This is a genomic window from Amycolatopsis sp. 2-15, from assembly GCF_030285625.1.
GTDB classification, from domain to species: domain Bacteria; phylum Actinomycetota; class Actinomycetes; order Mycobacteriales; family Pseudonocardiaceae; genus Amycolatopsis; species Amycolatopsis carbonis.
Genome location: NZ_CP127294.1, coordinates 7,228,842 through 7,247,498, shown reverse-complemented (window position 1 = coordinate 7,247,498; position 18,657 = coordinate 7,228,842). Strand labels below are relative to the sequence as shown.

At 70.9% G+C, this 18,657-nt stretch carries 13 protein-coding genes and 3 pseudogenes; 5 read left to right on the top strand and 11 right to left on the bottom strand.

Annotated elements, in window-relative coordinates:
• Window positions 1-204 precede the first annotated feature (204 nt).
• A pseudogene (locus QRX50_RS49990) lies at window positions 205-558 on the top strand (STAS domain-containing protein); the annotation flags it as partial.
• A gap of 138 nt (window positions 559-696) precedes the next feature.
• Here QRX50_RS49990 and QRX50_RS35895 read toward each other — a convergent pair.
• From QRX50_RS35895 to QRX50_RS35850, 10 genes and pseudogenes are all read right to left on the bottom strand, one after another.
• Complete coding sequence (locus tag QRX50_RS35895) at window positions 697-924, bottom strand: hypothetical protein (RefSeq protein ID WP_285974783.1); 228 nt, start codon at window positions 922-924, stop codon at window positions 697-699.
• Between the two features lie 741 nt (window positions 925-1,665).
• Window positions 1,666-2,802: an ROK family transcriptional regulator gene (locus QRX50_RS35890; RefSeq protein WP_285967531.1), complete on the bottom strand. Its 1,137-nt coding sequence runs from the start codon at window positions 2,800-2,802 to the stop codon at window positions 1,666-1,668.
• Complete coding sequence (locus QRX50_RS35885; protein WP_285967530.1) at window positions 2,799-4,139, bottom strand: sulfatase family protein; 1,341 nt, start codon at window positions 4,137-4,139, stop codon at window positions 2,799-2,801. Before QRX50_RS35885 ends, QRX50_RS35890 begins: the two co-directional genes overlap by 4 nt.
• The gene (locus QRX50_RS35880) at window positions 4,136-5,944 is read right to left on the bottom strand and encodes a dipeptide ABC transporter ATP-binding protein (protein WP_285967529.1); all 1,809 of its coding nucleotides are present in this window, start codon (window positions 5,942-5,944) and stop codon (window positions 4,136-4,138) included. Before QRX50_RS35880 ends, QRX50_RS35885 begins: the two co-directional genes overlap by 4 nt.
• Window positions 5,941-6,792: an ABC transporter permease gene (locus tag QRX50_RS35875; protein ID WP_285967528.1), complete on the bottom strand. Its 852-nt coding sequence runs from the start codon at window positions 6,790-6,792 to the stop codon at window positions 5,941-5,943. Before QRX50_RS35875 ends, QRX50_RS35880 begins: the two co-directional genes overlap by 4 nt.
• Window positions 6,789-7,742 (bottom strand): ABC transporter permease, encoded by a 954-nt coding sequence (locus QRX50_RS35870; protein ID WP_285967527.1) that lies wholly within the window; start codon window positions 7,740-7,742, stop codon window positions 6,789-6,791. Before QRX50_RS35870 ends, QRX50_RS35875 begins: the two co-directional genes overlap by 4 nt.
• Before the next feature lie 5 nt (window positions 7,743-7,747).
• Window positions 7,748-9,304 (bottom strand): ABC transporter substrate-binding protein, encoded by a 1,557-nt coding sequence (locus QRX50_RS35865; RefSeq protein ID WP_285967526.1) that lies wholly within the window; start codon window positions 9,302-9,304, stop codon window positions 7,748-7,750.
• Between the two features lie 781 nt (window positions 9,305-10,085).
• Window positions 10,086-10,568: an ATP-binding protein gene (locus tag QRX50_RS35860; protein ID WP_285967525.1), complete on the bottom strand. Its 483-nt coding sequence runs from the start codon at window positions 10,566-10,568 to the stop codon at window positions 10,086-10,088.
• A 456-nt stretch (window positions 10,569-11,024) separates the two neighbouring features.
• The gene (locus QRX50_RS35855) at window positions 11,025-15,533 is read right to left on the bottom strand and encodes an AAA family ATPase (protein WP_285967524.1); all 4,509 of its coding nucleotides are present in this window, start codon (window positions 15,531-15,533) and stop codon (window positions 11,025-11,027) included.
• Window positions 15,534-15,550: 17 nt separating this feature from the next.
• Window positions 15,551-15,946: pseudogene (locus QRX50_RS35850) on the bottom strand (protein kinase family protein); the annotation flags it as partial.
• A 146-nt stretch (window positions 15,947-16,092) separates the two neighbouring features.
• Here QRX50_RS35850 and QRX50_RS35845 point away from each other — a divergent pair.
• Window positions 16,093-16,402: pseudogene (locus QRX50_RS35845) on the top strand (TIGR03767 family metallophosphoesterase); the annotation flags it as partial.
• A gap of 299 nt (window positions 16,403-16,701) precedes the next feature.
• Here QRX50_RS35845 and QRX50_RS35840 read toward each other — a convergent pair.
• Window positions 16,702-16,959, bottom strand: a complete 258-nt coding sequence (locus QRX50_RS35840) for a PLD nuclease N-terminal domain-containing protein (protein ID WP_285967523.1) — start codon at window positions 16,957-16,959, stop codon at window positions 16,702-16,704.
• A 384-nt stretch (window positions 16,960-17,343) separates the two neighbouring features.
• On the opposite strand from QRX50_RS35840, the gene QRX50_RS35830 reads away from it, so the two are divergent.
• The 3 genes from QRX50_RS35830 to QRX50_RS50510 are packed head-to-tail and all read left to right on the top strand — an operon-like array spanning window position 17,344 to window position 18,497.
• Window positions 17,344-17,613, top strand: a complete 270-nt coding sequence (locus QRX50_RS35830) for a DUF6959 family protein (RefSeq protein WP_285967522.1) — start codon at window positions 17,344-17,346, stop codon at window positions 17,611-17,613.
• Window positions 17,614-17,637: 24 nt separating this feature from the next.
• Window positions 17,638-17,910 carry a hypothetical protein gene (locus QRX50_RS35825; RefSeq protein WP_285967521.1) on the top strand — a complete coding sequence of 91 codons (273 nt, stop codon included), beginning with the start codon at window positions 17,638-17,640 and terminating at the stop codon, window positions 17,908-17,910.
• A 14-nt stretch (window positions 17,911-17,924) separates the two neighbouring features.
• Window positions 17,925-18,497, top strand: a complete 573-nt coding sequence (locus QRX50_RS50510) for a DDE-type integrase/transposase/recombinase (RefSeq protein WP_434533176.1) — start codon at window positions 17,925-17,927, stop codon at window positions 18,495-18,497.
• The last annotated feature ends 160 nt before the right edge of the window (window positions 18,498-18,657 follow it).

Genomic DNA, 18,657 nt, shown 5'->3' with positions numbered 1-18,657 from the left:
GGCTGTGCGGACAGCAGCTGTTCGGCCGACTGCTGCAGCGGTGAGATCCCGGTCGGCAGCACGAACTCCAGCAGCCACGCGGAATAGGTCACCACGCCGATCCCGCTCAGGATCACCGCAGCCAGCCGCGCAGCACGCATCCGACCACCCTATGCGAAACACATCGCTCGACACGCGAACCGGTGCTTCACCGCTCGACATGACGTGCCCGGCGACCTGCTCCCGCCGCCCGCATCATCGGCCTGCAAGACCAGCTCGCCGACGCCGAAAACACGATCCACGACCTGCGCGCCCAGCTCGACCAGCGCTGACCCGCTCCCGCCGGCGCCTGTGGCCGACGTCGCCCTCCGACATACCGGCGAGGGTGTGGTCATCTCCGCCGGCGGCGAGTTCGACGCCGCCACCAGCCCCCAGCTGCGGGAAACCGTGCACCACGCCCTCGCCGAGAAGCCCAGCGTGCTCGTGCTGGACCTCACCGGGACCGTGTTCTTCTCCTCAGTCGCCATCGGCGTTCTGGCCGACGCCGTCCTCACCGGCGGCGAGCACACCGCCGTCCGATTGGTCGTGCCCCGCCCCATCCGGCGCACCCTGCAGCTGCTCGGACTGGACCACTACTTCGACTACTGCGGTGCTCCGAATGCAGGTGAGTGCGCCGCGGTCTTCGCCCGCGGCGCACTTACCTCGAGAATTACACGACTAGTTCTGCACGAGCCACCAGCGGAGTGCGCCACCACTGATCGTGATCTGCTCGCAAGAGAACGAAGCGCCCGGCTGCACCGTCTCGTGAATCGCCAGCGCGGCTTGGCACGCGTTCGGGTTGTCGTAGCTCGCGATCACCGTCGAGGCCGAGGCGATCGCGTTCCCACCGAGGACCAGCGCACCGGCGACCAGTCCCGTAGCGAGGGCCTTGCTGCTGAGTTTCACGTCTGTTCTCCCCTTTTCGCACGCGCTCGAAGTGTCATCGGGCGAATCCGTGTTGATCTTGGCACAGCGACGGGGAAGATCCGGCGCGTTTGTCGCCTCCCGAGAAAACAGGGAAGCAGCATTGCCCTACCGACCAAACTCCCGGCTCCGCCAAAACTGCTTCGGACCAGGTAGCCGGGAAGAGTTCGACTTCTAGATCACGAAGATCCGCGGCGCTTTTGGAGCACGTGAACCCGTACGGCATCTACGAATTCCGGTCGAGGCCGAGTACGCCCGCACCGGGTTCCGGCCGCTGCGCGCCCCCTCAGCCGCGCCGTGACCCGGGAGAGGGGATGTCGGAGTGCTGCGCTCCCGACGTCGCTGAGCCGCGTGCTGATCGCCCGATGCTCAGCCGGCGCACCGCCGTTGCGGGAACCGCGAGGTGACTGCGCTGGACAGCCCGTGATCGGCGACGGCGTAACGCAGAGCCCGACGGCGGCGACCTTGCCCGTGTCGGTGCAGGTCGGAGGGGTGCGGTGATGGGTGTGCGGGTGCGGTCGACGCGGACGACGCGGCTGCTGCTCGCGGCGAGCCCGGTGATCGGGATCAGCCTGGGCGGGGCCTGCGAGGTGTGGATCCTAACCCAGGAGTTCAACTGGCCCAGCGCGAGCCCGCGTTCTCCAGCGCGCATTCGGTGATCAGGTAGACATTTATGAGAACGTCGCAACGCGTGGTGTTCGCCGCGTGTGATCGGGGGGCGGCCTACGGCAGGAGGGGGTCGACGAACGTGTTCTGGAGCAGCAACGCCGCCGCACCGATGGCGCCTGCCTGCTCGCCGAGGGCGCCGGGGACGACGGAGGGGGTGCGGCCGCGGGTGAGAGCGTGGGTGAGGAGCTCCCGGACCGGGTCCGCAAGGAGCGCGCCGCCCGCCGAGGCGACGTTGCCGGAGAGGACGACGAGGTCCGGGGCGGCAAGCACGACCGCGTTGTGGATGGCTTCGGCGAGCGCGGCGCCGACCTCGCCGACCACCGCCCGTGCGGTGGGGTCTCCGGCTTCGGCCGCGGTGAAGACCTCGGCCACGCGCCACCTGCGGCCCGGCGTCCGTGCGTTGGCCAACGCCTCGATCCCGGTGGCGCCGGCGACCTCGTCGAGTGGCACCCGCGGCCGCCCCGGCAGGTGCACGAGGGTGGCGCCGAAGCGGCCGGCGGCGCCGTCATCGCCCCGGTACAGCTCGCCGTCGGAGATGAGCCCGGCTCCCACCCCGTCCTGCAGAACTACGCACAGCATGTTGCGCCTTCCGCGGCCGGCCCCGAATCGGTGCTCTCCCACCGAGACTGCCTTCGCGTAGTTCTCGATCTCCGCGCCGAGCCCGTAGTGCTGTGCGATCAGGCTCCGCAGTGGCACGGCAGGCCAGTCCGCGTGCGGCCGCAGTGCTCGGTTTTCGCTGTCGAGGACGAGCGCCGCGACGCCCAGTCCGATGCCCTGCACACGGTCGCGCCGTGGCGCCGGGAGCACCCGGTCGATCAGCCGCCGGGTCTGGGCCACGGTCGCGTCCGGGCCGTCGAGCAGCTCGGATGGTTCGCTCGCCTCGTCGACGACGGTGGCGTCGAGATCGGTGAGCACCGCGGAGGCCGTGTGGGTGCCGAGGCTGACGCCGATCGCGAAGCGTCCGCGGGGGTCGAACTCATACAGGCGCGATGGTCGGCCGCCGGTCGCCGGTCCGCTGCCGGCCGCCCGCACGAAGCCATCGGCCAAGAGCTGCTCGACGATCTCCATCACCGTGGGCAGGCTCAGGCCGGACCGGCGCGCCAGTTCGGTGCGCGACATCGTCCGGTGTGCCCGCAGTAGGCCCAGCACCACCGCGGTGTTGCGCGCGCGCACCGGGTTCGGCTCGCTCATCTCGCCCACGGGCCGCCTTCGTCATCCACGAGCGCGCCGTAGCGCGGCTGCCGCGGCCACGGCGGCACCGGCAGCGGTCCCTTCAGCAGCGGATCGCCGCTCTGCTGCTGCCACGACTCGAGGCGGCGCGCGAGCCGCGCCCGAACCTCGGCGTATTGCGGGTCCGCGGCGACGTTGTGCTGTTCCCACGGGTCGTCGCGCAGGTCGTAGAGCTCGTCATCGGGCCGGTGCGCCAGGTGCGCGTCGCCGTAGCCGTACCGAGTCGGGCTCGCCTCGAGGTCACCCGGCAGCGGCAGCAGCGGACGGGGCTCGAAGTTGCGGATGTACTTGAACTCCGTGTCACGCACCGCGCGTAGCGGGTCGTAGATATCGTGGAAGTTCTTCTCCGTGAACACGTGCTCGCGCGCCGGTGCCGGGTCACCGCCGCGCAACCACTGTGCGTGGCTCACTCCCTGCACCTCGGGCGGCACCGGCAGGCCGAGCGCGTCCAGCACGGTGGGCACGAAGTCGACATGGCTGAACAGGCGGTCGGTGGCCCCGCGCGGCGACGGCCATGCGGCCGGTGGCCGCATGATCAGCGCCACCCCGGTGCCCGGGTCGTACAAAGTGGATTTGGCGCGGGGGAACGCCACTCCGTGGTCGGTGGTGAACACGACCCAGGTGTCGGCGGTCAGGCGCAGCTCGTCCACAGCGGACAGCAGCCGGCCGACGGCGGCGTCGGCCGCGCGGATCGAGCCCTGGAACGAGGCCAGGTCGTCGCGGGTCCACTCGTTGTCCGGCAGGAACGGCGGCACTTCTACCCCCGCCGGGTCGTCGGGCGCGTAGCGGTTGGTCGGGTAGGGGCGGTGCACCTCCTCGAAACCGACGCTGAGGAAGAACGGCCGGTCGTCCAGCGCCGCGCGGGCGAGCCACGCCGTCGCCGCGTCCGTGACGCCGTCGCAGTACTCGCGTTCGAGGTAGGTGGTGCGCAGCGCGAAGAATTCCTGGTAGCCCAGCGTCGACGGTTCGCTGCTCTCGTGCTGCATGCCCGCGAGCGCGGTGCGGTAGCCGGCGTCGCCGAGCAGCGCCGGCAGGGTCCGCACGCCGGCGCGGTACTCCCAGCCGAGGTGCGCGAGGCCGAGCAGGCCGTTGTCGTGCGGGTACCGACCGGTGAAGAGCGAGCCGCGGGCCGGCGAGCACAGGGGAGCGGTGGCGAACGCGTTGTCGAAGCGCAGTCCATGCTCCGCCAATCGGTCCACGTTCGGGCTCGGCACGCCGGGGTGGCCGTAGGTACCGAGGTGGCGGCCCAGGTCGTGCCAGTGCACCAGCAGGATGTTCGGCCGAGAGGGGCCGGTCATGCGCTCTCCTCGGTCATCGGTCGGGTCAGGCTACCGGCGAAGTGGCAGGCGGCGAACCGGCCAGGCTCGTGCTCGCTGAGTTCCGGGCGCCGGTCACGGCAGATCCCGCGGTCGTCGCGCACGACCGGGCCGATGGGGCACCGGTTCGCGAACGGGCAGCCGGTGCCGCGCGCGGGCTGCCCGTTCGCCTCACCCCGCAGCAGCAGCTCCTCGGGGCGCCGGTCGGCCGACGGGTCCGGGGACGGTGCGGCGGATAGCAGGGTGACGGTGTAGGGGTGCAGCGGTCGGGCGGTGAGCGCGCCGGCCGGTCCCAGTTCCATCAACGACCCCGAGTACAGCACCGCGATCCGGTGGCTGACCTGCCGGACCACCGCGAGGTCGTGCGAGATGAACAGCATCGTCAGCCCGAGGCGCTCCCGCAGTTCGACGAGCAGGTCCAAGATCCGCGCCTGCACCGAGACGTCCAGCGACGACACGGGTTCATCGCAGATCAGCAGGTCCGGCTCCGTCGCCAGCGCGCGGGCGATGCCGATGCGCTGGCGCTGTCCCCCGGAAAACTCGGCTGGCCGCCGGCGGGAGACCTCGGGATCCAGGCCAACTTCGCGCAGCAGCTCGGCAACGCGGTCGGCTCGTGCGCGCCGGTCCCGGAGACCGTGGGCGCGCAACGGTTCTTCAAGCGCGGTGCCGATGCGCATCCGCGGGTGCAATGACGCGTACGGGTCCTGGAACACGAGCTGGATCGCCCGGCGCAGCTGCGCCGAACGCTTCCTCGTCAGCTCTTCGCCGCGGAACCGGAGCGCACCCGCGGTGGCGGCGTGGGCTCCCGCGACGGCCCGCGCCAGCGTCGATTTCCCGCTGCCGGACTCGCCGACGATGCCCAGAGTCTCCCCCGGTCGGACGCTCAGGCTCACGTCGTCGAGCACCGTGAACCGCTGTCCATGGCGGCCGCGGTAGGTCTTGCTCAGGCCGGAGACTTCCAACAGTGGCTCTGTTGACCTGTCCACACCGGACAGTTTCGGCAGCGGTGTGTCCAGGCGGGGCACCGCCGCGAGCAAGCCCTGGGTATACGGGTGCTGCGGCCGCAGCAGCACGTCCTCGACCGCACCGTGTTCCACGACCCGCCCAGTGCGCATCACCACCACCCGCTCGCATGTCGCGGCGACCACCCCGATGTCGTGGGTGATCAGCACGACCGCGGTGTCCAGCTCGCGCGCCACCCGCTTCAGCAGCGCGAGCACCCCGACGGCGGTGGTCGCGTCGAGGGCGGTGGTCGGTTCGTCCGCGAAGAGCACCGCGGGTTCGGCGGCGAGCGCGAGCGCGATCATCACCCGTTGCCGCTGCCCGCCGGACAACCGGTGCGGCCGCTCCCGCAGCCGCCGCTCGGGGTCAGGGATGCCCACCAGCTCGAGCAGTTCCGTCGCCCTCGTCCGCCGTTCCGCCGCCGAACCCTTGTCGTGCGCACGCAGCGCTTCGTCGAGGTGCCGGCCGATCGAGAGCATGGGGTTGAGCGAGGACATCGGGTCCTGGAACACCAGTCCGATCTCCCCGCCACGCAGATCACGCAGCTCGTTCTCGCTCAGCGCCGCGATGTCCGTGCCGCGCAGGAGAACCGCCCCGCCGGTCACGCGCCCGGTCGCCGGCAGCATCCGCAGCGCGGCGAGGGCGACGCTGGACTTGCCGGAGCCCGACTCGCCGATGATGCCGAGGACTTCGCCGGGCCGCACCGCGAAGTCGACCCCGTCGACGGCCGTGCGGGCGCCGAACCCGATCCGCAGGTCGCGAACCTCGAGCACCGCGTCGCTCATGCCTGGCTCCCGCCTCGTCGTGCCGCGTTGTTGAGCGCGTCGCCGAGCACGGTGAACCCGAGCACCAGCGCGGTGATGGCGACCAGCGGCCCGACGACGAAACTCGGCCGCACGGTCAGGTACTGCACGGATTCCTGCAGGATGTTACCCAGTGACGGGTCCGGCGGGCGCACGCCGATGCCGACGAAGCTCATGCCGCCTTCGAGGAACACGGCCGTCGAGAGCGACAGCACCAGCTGCACCACCAGCGCGTCCAGCGCAGTGGGCAGGAGGTGCCGCAACAGCACCCGCCACGGACCCACACCCGACAACCGGGCGGCCACGGCGTAGTCGCGATCCCGTTGTGCCAGCAGGCCGGCGCGCACGACGCGGCAGCAGATCGGCGCCTGCGATAGCACGATCGCCACCGTGATCGACACCATCCCCGTCCCGAACACGGCGGCCACCGCGACGGCCAGGATCAGCGAGGGGAAGGCCAGGAGGACGTCGAAGACCCGTTGCGCCACCACGTCGGCCGCCGCCCAGCGGGCCGAGAGCACCGCGGCGAGCACGCCGAGCAGTCCGGCCACGGCTACCCCGGCGACGCCCACGACCAGGTCGACCTGGATACCGTGCAGTACCCGGGAAAGCAGGTCGCGGCCGAGCTCGTCGGTGCCGAGCCAGTGCGCGCCGCTCGGCCCGGTGAGCAGCTGCGCCGTCTGGGCGCGTGGGTCCTCGGGGGACAGCAGGCCGGCAAAGGCCCCGGCCAGTCCGAGTACCACGACCACGCCGAGCGCCACCCGGGCGCGAGCCGAACGCAGCACCCCCGTGCGGCGGTGTGCGGGGACCGCCACGGCGATCACGGTCATGATCGGCCTCCCAGCCTGGTGCGCTGATCGAGCCCGGCCTGACCGAGGTCGGTCAGCAACTGCAAGACCAAGAACGCTGTGACGGCGATCAGGAGCAGGTCCTGCACGAGCAGGTAGTCGTGGTTGGTGATGGCCTGGATCAGCAGCTGGCCGACGCCGGGCCACGCGAACAGCGCTTCGACGATCGCGGAGCCGGCGAGCAGGTTGCCCAGCTGGATGCCTGCGACGGTGAGCACCGGCGGCAAGGCGTTCGGCAGCGCGTGCACCGTGATCAGTCGCGCCCGCCGCACGCCCAGTGCGGTCGCGGTGCGGGTGAAGTCCTCGGTGAACGCCTGGTCGAGCCCGTCTGCGAGGAACCGGCCGAGCACCGCCGACACCGGCAGCGCCAGGCACAGCGCCGGCAGCACGAGGTACTGCCAGCCCAGTTCCGGGTCCTGCAGCGGGGAGATGCGACCGCCGACCGGGAACACCGGCAACAGCACCCCGAAGACCACGATCAGCGCGGTGCCCGACACGTACGGCGGCACAGCCAGGGCGAACGTCATCACCGAGCGCGCGGCGCCTCGCACGAACGCCCGGCGGCTCGTGGCGCCCAGCACGCCGAGTGCGAACGCGAGCAGCGCGGCGAGGACTGCGGCGGCCACGGTGAGCTCCACGGTCGCCCCGAGCCCCCGGGCGATGAGCTGCCCGATCGGCTGGTCGAGTACCGCCGATCGCTGCAGGTCGCCGGTCAGCAGGCCGTGCAGCCAGCGCCAGTACTGCTCCGGCAGCGGCCGGTCGAGGCCGAGGTCGCGGGTGATGGCCTGGATCGTGGCGGGGGTGGCGTTGGAGCCGGCGATGGCCGTCACGGTGCTGCCGGGCACCAGGCGGGTCAGGCCGAAGATGGCCACGGAGGCGAGGAACAGGGTCAGCAGCATCGACGGTGTGCGCCGCAGCGCGTAGCGGAGCATCGGTTTCACCCCAGCCGGGCCTGGTCGAGGACGAGGAAGTCGAACATGGTCCAGGCCAGTCCGTGCAACTGTGTGGTCGCCGTCATGGTCGCGCCCGTGTTGACCATCGAGATCACGAACTGCTGGTCCAGCAGGATCCGCGACAGCTCGTCGTACGCCTGCCGTGCCGCGGTTCCGGTGGTGGTCCAGGCCTGGACGGCGGCGGCGCCGTAGGCCGGGTCGGTGAACCCGGAGGTGTTCTTGGTGTAGCGGAACGGGGCGGCACCGGTGACCAGCGAAGCGGGGTTCAGCTGGGCGAACCCGTGCGAGTTGAGCCACAGCGCGGGTAGCTTGCCCGACGAGAGCCGCGTGCCGAAGTCGTTGCCCAGCAAGGGGAGGAGCTCGATGTCGACGCCCAACCCGCCGAGGTCGTACTGGATCAGCTGGGCCATGTAGCCCGTGGCGGGCAGCGACGAGTTGTACGCCAGCTGCAGCCCGATACCCCGGCCGCCTGCCGCTGCCAGGAGTTCGCGTGCCCGGGCGGGGTCGTGAGCGTAGTGGGCGGCCAGGTCGGCGCGATAGGCGGGTGAGCTCGTCGGCCACGGAAGGCTGGTGACCGTGCCCGCGCCGCGGAACACGACGTCGCGGATGCGGGCCCGGTCGATGCCGTAGGCCAGTGCCTGCCGGAACTCCGCCCGGTCGAGCGGCGCGACCCGCAGGTTGCAGCCGAGGTACCACGCGTTGTCGGACGTGTCGGTGAAGGTGGTGGCGAACCGGTCGTCCCCGGCGAGGCCCAGCAGGTCGACGGGGCTCAGCCCGGGCACGAGGTGGCTCTGGCCGGTGCGCAACGAGGCCACGAGGGACTGAAGCTGCGGGATGGTGCGGATCTGCACCCCAGACAGATGCGGCAGACCCGGTTTCCAATACCGCGGGTTGCGGGTGAACTCGACCGACTCGCCGGGCGTCCACTTCGCGAAGCGGAACGGCCCGGTGCCCACCATCTGCTTGCCACTGGCCAAGTCCGCCAAGGTCTCCCGGTCGACGATCGGCATCAGCTCGAACAGGTCGAACAGGTTCCCGGCCGGCTTGCTCAGCCGCAGCGCGATCCGGTGCGCGCCCTGAGTGCTCAGGTCCGTGACGAGCGCCGCGGTGGTGGCCAGTTGCGACGATCGCGACGGGTCTTGGATGGCGTGGATCGACGCGGCGACGTCTTCGGCGGTGAACGGCCGCCCCGTGTGGAATGTGACGTCCTCACGCAACTGCAACGTGAGGGTGCGCCCGGCGTCGGACCATTCCCAGGCCGTCGCCAACGCTGGGCGCGGCTGCAGCGTGCGGTGGTCGTACTCGGTGAGCGGGTCGAAGACGAGGCGCGTGAGCGCGAAGTCATTGGGATTCTGGCTGAGCATGCTTTTGGGGGCGATGTCGGCCAGCTGCGCTATCCGGAGCACGCCCGTCCCGCCCGCGTCGGCCGAACCGGTCGCCGCCCACCGGCACCCGCTCGTCGCGAGCGCCGCCCCTGTGCCGAGCGCCGCGGACAGCACGCGGCGCCGGTTCACGAACTTTCGTTGCACGGGAAGGGTCACGCCACCCCTTTCTTAGGGGGCTTAAGTTACGGCCCGCTACGGGTGAAGGCAAGGGGTCCGGCAAAGCGGATTACGAAAAGGGTCGGTGGGCCACACGGTGTGGTCCACCGACCTTTGGCGGTGGTTCAGAGCGAGAGCGAGCTGAGCTCGACTGTTAGAAGCCAGGCCGCCAGCGACCGCAGCACCGTCACCGGCGCGAGGGTCGCCAGGTACTGCTCCCACACGGACCCGACGGGCTCGCGCTCAGCCACCTGCTCGATGCCGCGCCAGGTCAGGGTCGGGATAGGCACCAGGCTTCAAGATCGCCGACCAGGAGAAGTACCGCTCGACCGTGACACGCAGCACCGGCCACTGTCGAAAAGATCTTCATCGCCGCAGGTCATCTCAATCGACGATGGACACGTGCCCGTGCCGGAATTGCCACTGCGGTTTGTTGTCGCCGAGCCATGGTGCTGCCCGCTGGGGCGGGCCGGCGTCGGGGCCGGTGCCCGCGGTGGGGTGTTCTTCCGGTGCGCCAGGCCGTCCATACGCTCCCGGCCCCAGATCCGAGGGCAGTGGCGGCACCGGTGATCCCGCGCGCCCACGGGTCCGTCCATCGCAGGGCGACGGCGAGCCCGACGACCGCGAAGTACGCCACGATGGCGGTCGCCAGCAGCGCGAGGACCACACGCAGCACGTGTTTCCGCTTGGGGCGTGGCGAGAGCCTCGGCGAGTGTTCGTCCGTCGTCGGAGGGTTCGCCGGGTCCGGGTCAGGCCGTCGCGGTAGCTGGCGCATGCGGGTCTAGCTGGCCGGATGGTGGGGGGCGAGGTGCCAGGTCATGGTGACGACGGTGCCTTGGTTGGTCGGGGTGACCTCGGCCTGGTCGGACAGCAGGCGGATCAGCGGCAGGCCGCGGCCGCGCAGCGGTTGGGATGCAGGCGGGGGCCGCCACTGGCCGCGGTCGGTCACGGTGACGCGCACGGTGTGGCCGTCGTGGTGGCCGTGCAGGTCGAGTGTGCCGGCCGTGCCGTCGGAGTAGGCGTGCTCGGCCGCGTTGACCAGCGCTTCGTAGACCGCAAGCTGGAGGTCGGCGATCAGCGTGTCCGGCAGGTCGCAGGCCCGAGCCCAGGTGGCGAGGGCGTGGCGGAGTATGGACGCGTCCTGGAGGCGGGCCGGATGGCGCAGATGCAACGCCGGCGCCGAGACGACGGCCGCGTCGCACGCCGAGCCCATTGCGCGGCGATTCGTGGGTTTTCGCTGGTCAGCGATCTTGTGGTGGTGCATGCCGTGTGTGTACCCACTGGCGGCGCGGATTTCGCATTCCGCGCGAACCGCAGCCCGTTGCGCCCGTCGACTGTGACGCGGTCGTGTGCCCGACCTCAATTGGAAGTCGCTTGACGCCGCGGCGAGGGACTTGAGGTCGAGTGGGACGTGACTTGGTCGCGACGAGTGAGATCGCGCCTTGCCCGCCCGGGGCCATGCCGCGCACGAGCAGCGCCGGGCTCAGCCACACCTGGGGGTGCCCACAGCGCGACCCGATGCGGTCTATCAGCTCGCCACCCAGAGTCAGCCCGGGTTTGGCCCGGCAGGCGAAAAGGTGGTACATCAACCCCCGCCGTGGTCGCGGAAAACCGCCCTGGCCCTGGCGTTGCTCTTCACGGTGGTCACCGTCGCCTGGCTGCTCATCGGGTGGCGCGGGCGTTGATCGAGTTCGTCCGGTCGGTGTTGTGAGGAACCGCCTCAGATGTCCACTGTGGACGTATGGTCCGGTCCCGTGAGGGGAAGGTCGACGTGGAGGGTGGTGCCTGCGCCGGGTGGGCTGTGGAGGTGGAGCCGGCCGCCGATGGCTTCGGCGCGGTCTTTGAGGCCGAGCAGCCCGGTGCCGTGGGTGAGGTCGGCCCCACCGACGCCGTCGTCGCGGATGGTGATGCGCAGGACGCCGGTGGCGGGGTCGGGGTCGAGGGCGACGGTGATCGAGGCCGCGTGTGCGTGTTTGGCGACGTTGGTGAGGGCTTCGGCGATGATGAAGTAGGCGCTGAGCTGCACGGGTTCGGGCAGCGGTGGCAGCGGGGGCAGGTCAAGGGCGATCGGAATGGGTGAGCGGCGGCCCAGCGCACGGACGGCCGGTGCGAGTCCGCCGGTGGCGAGGATGCCGGGGTGGAGGCCGTGGGCGATTTCGCGTAGCTCGTCGAGGACGCCGGTGGTTTCGGTGGCGAGGTCGTCGAGCTCGGTGGTGAGTTGGTCGCGTTCGGGTGGCTCGGTTTGGATCGCGCGCAGCCGCAAGGTGAGGGCGACGAGGCGTTGCTGGGCGCCGTCGTGCAGGTCGCGTCCGATGCGTTGGCGGGCGTGGTCGGCGGCGGTGACGATGCGGGCTCGGGAGGCGGTGAGCTGGGTGTAGAGCTGGGCGTTGTCGAGGGAGACGGCGAGTTGGCCGGCGATGAGTTTGACGGCGTCGAGCCGGTCGGTAGTGAACGCGCCGCGGATCAGGCGGTTTTCCAGCAGCAGCGCCGCCCGCAGAGTGCCGCGGCTGAGGATGGGTACGGCGAGAAGGGAGCAGCCGGGAAGGCCGGCGAAGCACGGGTCGTGGACGAAACGTTCATCGCGAGTGACATCGTCGACCACCAGTGGTGCCTCGGTCCGGCGAATGTAGCGCAACACCGACCTCGGCACCGCGACTTCCTGCTCGGCGACCGCCCTCGCGGGTTCGGGCAGCAACCAGGTCTGCTGGTCGTCGCTCCACAGCAGCAGGCGGACCCCGGTGGCCCCGGTCATTGCGCTGAGCACCTCAACGACGCGCGTGTGCAAACGTTCGATGCTGGTCTCGGAGCTCAGCGCCCGGGACGCGGAGAGGATGCCGAGCAGATCGAGCGCGCCTGTGGTGACCGTTGAGCGCAGGACGGGATCAGCCGGCCCGGCGTCTGCGGGCTCGGGCGCACCGGCGCCCGTGCGCAGGGTGGGGTAGGCCCAGTCCAGTTGCGCCACCTTCGCGGTTGCACCCCAGGCGGCGTAGTGGTCGCGAGCGTGGGCGAGCAATGCGCGACCGGTGTGCTCGACGCCGTGCGCGAGGTGGAAACGGGCCGCGCGCTCGGTGATCAGCGCCTGGTGCCACGGACGCCGGCCTGCCTCCCACTGGGCAGTGTCGAAGGCCCGCACGGCGCCGCGGAAGTCGCCGACCGCCCACGCTCGCTCGGCCTCCACCCACCGCAGCAGGTGCAGGAAGTTCTCGGGTGCGTCCGCGGCCCGGGCGGCCAGCCAGCCCGTCACCTCGTCCAGTCCGGACAGCAGATTCTTGCGTTCGGTGCCGTCGGCGGCGCGCGCCCGTTCAGCGAGGGCCAGCCCGCGCAGCGCGCGGACCACGGCGGAGGGGTAGACGCCGGCTGCCGCCGGGAGGAGGTCCATCGCTGCCGAGCTGTGCCGTGCTAGGGCTACCGGCTCGTCGAAGAGGGAGCCGGCGACGGCGTGGCACAGGTGCACGTAAAACAGCGCGAGCGGATTGTCGGTGAACCGGTCGAGGGCGATCGGGTCGGCAAGGCTGTCACCGCGTAACACGTCGGCCAGCCACCGATAGGTCTCGAGCACCTGCCCGGTCTGCTCGTTGCCGGTCCGGTGCACGAAGGCCAGTCCACCGTCGACCTCGGTAAGGAGGCTTTCCAACGAGGGGGCGCAGTCCACCAGGCACCGCACGGTCAACAGGTAGGTGTAGCCGGCGTTCGTCAGGTCGCCCGCGGCGATCAACCCCTCCCGGGCCCGCTGAGCTTCCTGGACCCCGTTCTCGATCGGCTCCAGCCAGCAACTGAAGTTGGCGGACCTGTGGCGCGCCTGCGACGTGCCGGGCTCCGCTCCGCAGGCCTCGCCCCACGCCAGCAGCCGCCGTGCCGCCCGGTATCCACCGACGTAGTCGCCGCGCTGCGTTACGGCGCAAAGGGCAGCGATGCAGGCGGGTCCGAGCAAGGTGGGGCCGGGGCCGTGCTCGATCCAGATCCGCAAGCCCTCCAGCCCGAGCCACGCATACAAATCGTAATCAGCGGCGAAGTAGGCCGCCGGGACCGCCGGATCGAGCACCTGGGTCGCAGCCAGGAGCACGGGGTCGGTCAGCTCCGGCCGGGCCTGGTCGTCGGCGGGATCGCTGTGCTCGAGCCAGTGGTGCAGGAGGGCAAACCCCCGGTCGAGTTCGGCGGGGAGCCGCTCGGCTGAGGGGACGTCGAGCCCGCACTCTCGCAGCGACTGCAGGCTCAGGCTGCTCGCCTCCCCGAACCGGGTCCGATGGTTGAGGCTGCGCACGTGAATCGCAGTCGCGCCGGCACGGTCGGGTGTGCTCGGGCAGAGCCGCTCGATCTCCTGGTACTCCTCGTCGGCCTCCACCAGGCGGCCCAAGCTGAACAGCGCCGCCTGCCGGGCCGTGCGCAGCTCGAGTACCACCGCTGTCTTCGCCGGGTCGGCCACCCGCAACCCGGCCACCACAAGCGCGTTGACCCGGGCGTGATCGCCGGTCAATGCGGCCTGGTCGGCCGCGCGCCGCAGCAGCTCGGTCACCACTCGCCGCTCGCCGGGGTCGTCCACCGCGTCGAGCACCGGCAGGTACTGCTCGGCGGCGACCGCGAACAGGTCAGGTGCTCGGGCCAGCCGTCGTGCCACGGCCAGTTGCAAGGCGCTTCGCCGCTGTGGACTGAGCCCGCGCAGGATGGCCTCGCGGATGCGGTCGTGGCGGAACCGCACGGCGCCGCGCTCGAGCACGAGCAGGCCCTCGTCGACGGGCGGGGTCAGGCGCTGTGCGACCACGTCCGCCGGCTCGCCGGTGGCGGTCTGCAACAACGCCGTCTCGACCCGCCCACCCACGCAGGCCATCGCCTCGACCAGCTGCCGCGACGGCGGCGGCAGGGCTTGGATCCGCGACGTCAGCAGGTCGCCGCCCTCCTCCGGGCCCAGGTGGGCGCGCACCGCTGCGGGGTCCCACTCCCATCCCGCGGAGGTGGCGGTGAGGACGCCGTGGTGAGCCAGCGCGGTGAGCAGCTGCACGGTTTCGTAAGGATTGCCGCGGGTGCGTGGCGCGATCACCTCGACCAGGCCCGCCGCCGCCGCTGCGTCGGCGTGCAGTATGTCGGCGACCAGGGTGATCAGGCTTGGGGTGGGCAGGTTCTCCAGGTGCAGGTACCGCACAGCGGTCCGGTCGCGTGACCGCGACAGCAGTGCGGTCGCTGGCTGTGGCGTTTCCCCATCCCGGTACGCGCCCACCAGCAGCAGGCCGGGGATCGGGTTGGTGTCGAGCAGGAGGTCGACGAAGCCGAGTGGGCCGGGCCCCGCCCAGTGCAGGTCATCGAGGAACAGCACCACCGGCCGGTCCGGGGAGGCGACCGCGCGCAAGACACGAACGCCGGCGTGTTGCGCGCGGACCTGCGCGGTGAGCAGATCGCCGGGGTCGGGCGGCACGGCCAGTAGGGTCGCGAACTCGGGGACGACGGCGGTGAGCAGCCCCGCGTTCGAGCCAACCGCGGCGAAGATCCGTTCGCGAAGTCCGCTGAGCTCCTCCTCCGGCTCGGCCAGCAGCAGCCGGCCCAGCGAGCGGAACGCCTGGGACACCCCGTTGAACTCCAGGTCGCGCCGGTATTGGTCGAACTTGCCGGCCAGGAACCAGCCGCCCCGGCTGGTGACCGCCGGCCGTAGCTCGTGGACGAGCGCCGTTTTGCCGACCCCGGCCGCGCCGCCGATCAGCACGCCTGGGCACCGGCCAGCCAGCGCGCCCTCGAACGCCGCCTGCAACGCGGCCACCTCGGTGTCGCGCCCCACCAGCCGTACCGGGGCGACGGGCCGGCGCGGGAAGTCGTGGTGCCCGATCGGGATCGGTTCCGTCGCGCGCCCGGCCCGGGCGTCGCGTAACCGTTCCAGGTCGTGGATGACTCCCTCGGCGGTCTGGTAGCGGTTGTCCGGCTCCTTTTCCAGCAGGTGCAGGATGATCGCGGACAGCGGGGCCGGCAGGGCCGGGTTCACCTCGACCGGGGGTGCCGGCACCCGGGCCAGGTGGTCGTGGACCAGGCGCAGCGGGTCCCCGGAGCCGAACGGCGGCGCGCCCGTCGCCAGCTCGTAGAGCGTGGCCCCCACGGCGTAGAGGTCGCTGCGCTGATCCACCGCACGGCCGGTCCGCCCGGTCTGCTCCGGCGCCAGATACGCCAGCGTCCCGACGATCTCCCCCGGCCGGCGGCCGGGGGAGCGGAATCGGGGAGCGCGGTGGCCAGCGCGAAGTCGACCAGGCACGGAGCACCGTCGCCGGCGAGCACGAGGTTCGCGGGGGTGATGTCGCGGTGCACCACCCCGCGCCGGTGCATCGCCGCCACGACCCGGGCCATCCCGAGCCCGACCCCGAGCAGGACGTCGACGGCCAGTGGCTCGGGCAGCCTCGCCAGGTTCCGGTCGCCGGCGTCGGCCAGCACGATCGACCCCGCATACCGGGGCGCGTCCAGCAGCTGCGCCACATTCGGGACACCGCGCAGCCGTTCCAGCATCACCCGCTCGTGCCGCAGTCTCTCGGGTGCGTCCGGGCCCAGCGGCTGCTTGCACACCACGGTGCGATCACGCAGGAACACCCGAACGACGCGCGTGCGCCCGGTCTCGCTCACCACGGCAACCTGAGCGGACGAACCCCATCCCGGCAGCCCACCAGTGTCCATCCGACACCTCCACGACCCACCGCGACTCCTGCCTACACCTGTTCCGGCCCGATTTCGACCCCCTCACGCGTTGGCGGTCCGGGCGGCTGCGTTGAAGGTTCGGTGCAGTAGGGCGTTGATGCCGGGGACCTTTTGGGCCGCAGGGGATCACACCGCATCCTGGTGACAAGCCCGCGCACGGTTTCTGGGAGATCAACACCGCCTCCCACGTCGACTTCCCGCAGCACGCGCGCGTGCTCGAGCTGGTGGACAACAGTGGGCGGCACGCTGTCGATCTCCACCACGCTCATCGAAGCCGACTCGCCGTACGCCGTGGACTATTCAGCGCGGAACCCCCAAGCGCTTGCCGCCCCGTACCGCGAGTTGTCCTACAACGACATCCACGTCGACCTGAACCGCGTCGGCTCGGTCGGCGACCACAACACGGAGCTGCTGCTCACCAACCCGCTCGGTTGATCACTCCCGGTCATCGACGCGCCACAGCCGGCTGCAGTCGACTGCGAGGCATGACCAACCCGAGGGACCAAACTCTGTCGCGGCAGGTTCCTGGCGTATTCCGGTTCGGGCCCAGCCCTTCCGCGTACGCCGCCCCACCGCCCGTGGAGGCGGTCCCATCGGGCGATGCTTGCCCGGCAGGCCCCCGCACGCCGGTGGGGCGGCGTACGCGTGCCGGACCGGGCCCGTGTCGCTGCCATGCCCCCACCGGGTGCGGCCACCGCGGGCGGCGGGCGGGGCCGCCGCCCGGCCCACCGGGATCATCCCGCTGATGCGGCGGGCCCCCCGGCTTCGGCGCTGCGCCGGCCCACCAGGAACCACAGCAGCGGCCCGAGAAACGGCGCGCAGAACGCGAACACGACCCAGACAAGTCTCATCCCGCCGGTCAGCGGGCTACCCAGGATGCTGACAAGCGCGGCCACGAAAAAGATCAAGGGGATCAGGCACAGCGCCCCGATTCCCACGGCCACGGCGACGTGCGCGCCCTCGGTTGCGGCCAGTTCGGTGGGCAAGTTCATCGGTACCTCTCTCGGGTTCTCCTCGGTCCGCGGCAGACCTCCACGCGATCACCACCTGGACCAAGACACGCTCAGACACGTTTTCAAGATGGTCGTGTGGTCGCGGCCAGCTCAGGGGGCTGCGGCCATGGCCCAGCACCGCACAACTACAGTCGGCGTCCCCCCGGCGAGTGATCACGGCCGGGAGATACCCCACCGCCGCGAGCCCCAACCGGGTGACTGTCCACGAGGCCCGCCCGGACGACGTACCCGCCGACGTCACCGTCCGCCCTGGCGCCGCGCGACTGGAACTCCGTCCGGCGCATCTACGGCGAAGGCCACGCCACGGGCATCGCGACGTTCGAGACCTTTCGTCCTTAGCGCCCGGTCGACCAAGATGGCCGCATGACGAAGGTCGAAGTCGAAATGCTGACCGGTCAGCACAACTACGCGGTGCTGCAGCTGCCCGAACGCAGCTTTCCGGGCATCGTGTTCTCTGCCGGCTCGCTGTCCGTCTTCGTCGGCGACGCGCGTGAACTCGCCGCAGCTGCTCACCCCGACCCAGAAATCCACGACCTCGCCCAGTACATGGCGGACGAGTTCGGCGGCATCCTCGACGACTACGCCGGTGTGCTCGCCGCGTGCGGTATCCGCCCGTCCTACGGGCGACCGTAGGTCGAGACCATCGCGAGTGGCTGGTTGTGCCCGCAGCACCTCCAGAAGTTCCTCGAACTGACCAGCACCTACGCCGGCTACGACTTCGACGGTTCGGACTGGGCCGCGATCACCGCGGCTCTGGATAGCTCCGGCACCACCGACTACCCGCTGATCGGTAGAACCGAGCTCGCGGCCCGCATCCACCGCGAAGACGACGGCGACCACGTCGCCGTGACGATCACCGGCCCGGCAAGCCACAGCCTGGGGATCCGCCTGCGCACGCTCTTCGACGTGCTCAACTACCCCGGCACCTGAAGTCCTGGCCCGGCGTGACCTTGCTGGACGACGCGGCGCACCTGACGCCGCCGTTCGCCGGGGCGGGCGCGAACCTCGCGATGCTGGACGGCGCCCGGCACCCCTTGGCCCTCGTGTCGGGAAAGAGACGCGCGCGGTTTCGAGGACGAGATAGTCGCCCGAGCTACGCCACCAGCGTCCATCCGGACGCTGAACTCGCAGGTGAGACCATCAAAATGGCCGTCGCCGCCCGCGGCGGAAGAGAACGGGTGGCCGGTGTGATCTTCCACTCCGACCGCGGTTCTACCTACACCGCGCACGATTTCACTGTGCTCTGCAACAAGCTCGGTATTCGACAGTCGATGGGCAGGACCGGGTCATGTTTCGACAACGCCGCGGCTGAGTCGTTCTTCTCAACCTTGGAACACGAAGTGCTATCCCGCCATCTCGCTCGGCGAGGTCCAGGTCTGCGGTCAGCAGTGATCTGCTCGCCCGGCGGATCGCTTCGGCCGCGAGCGCGCACATCAGCCCGAGCTGTTTTGAACTGGGATGCCTACGCGGGCGACCTGACCGAGCACGACGACTCGCAGCCGCCGCCGAGAACCTGACCAGCGCAATCACGAACCCCTATCATCAGGTCGCGACGCAAATCAACGTGGCTACCGTCGGTGCTGTAGGTGGCGCTCCCGACCGAGCCGAGCAGATCGCCAGGACCATGTGCTCACGCGACGAGCATGCCCGCGCACGTCCCACCACTGCCCAATTTCG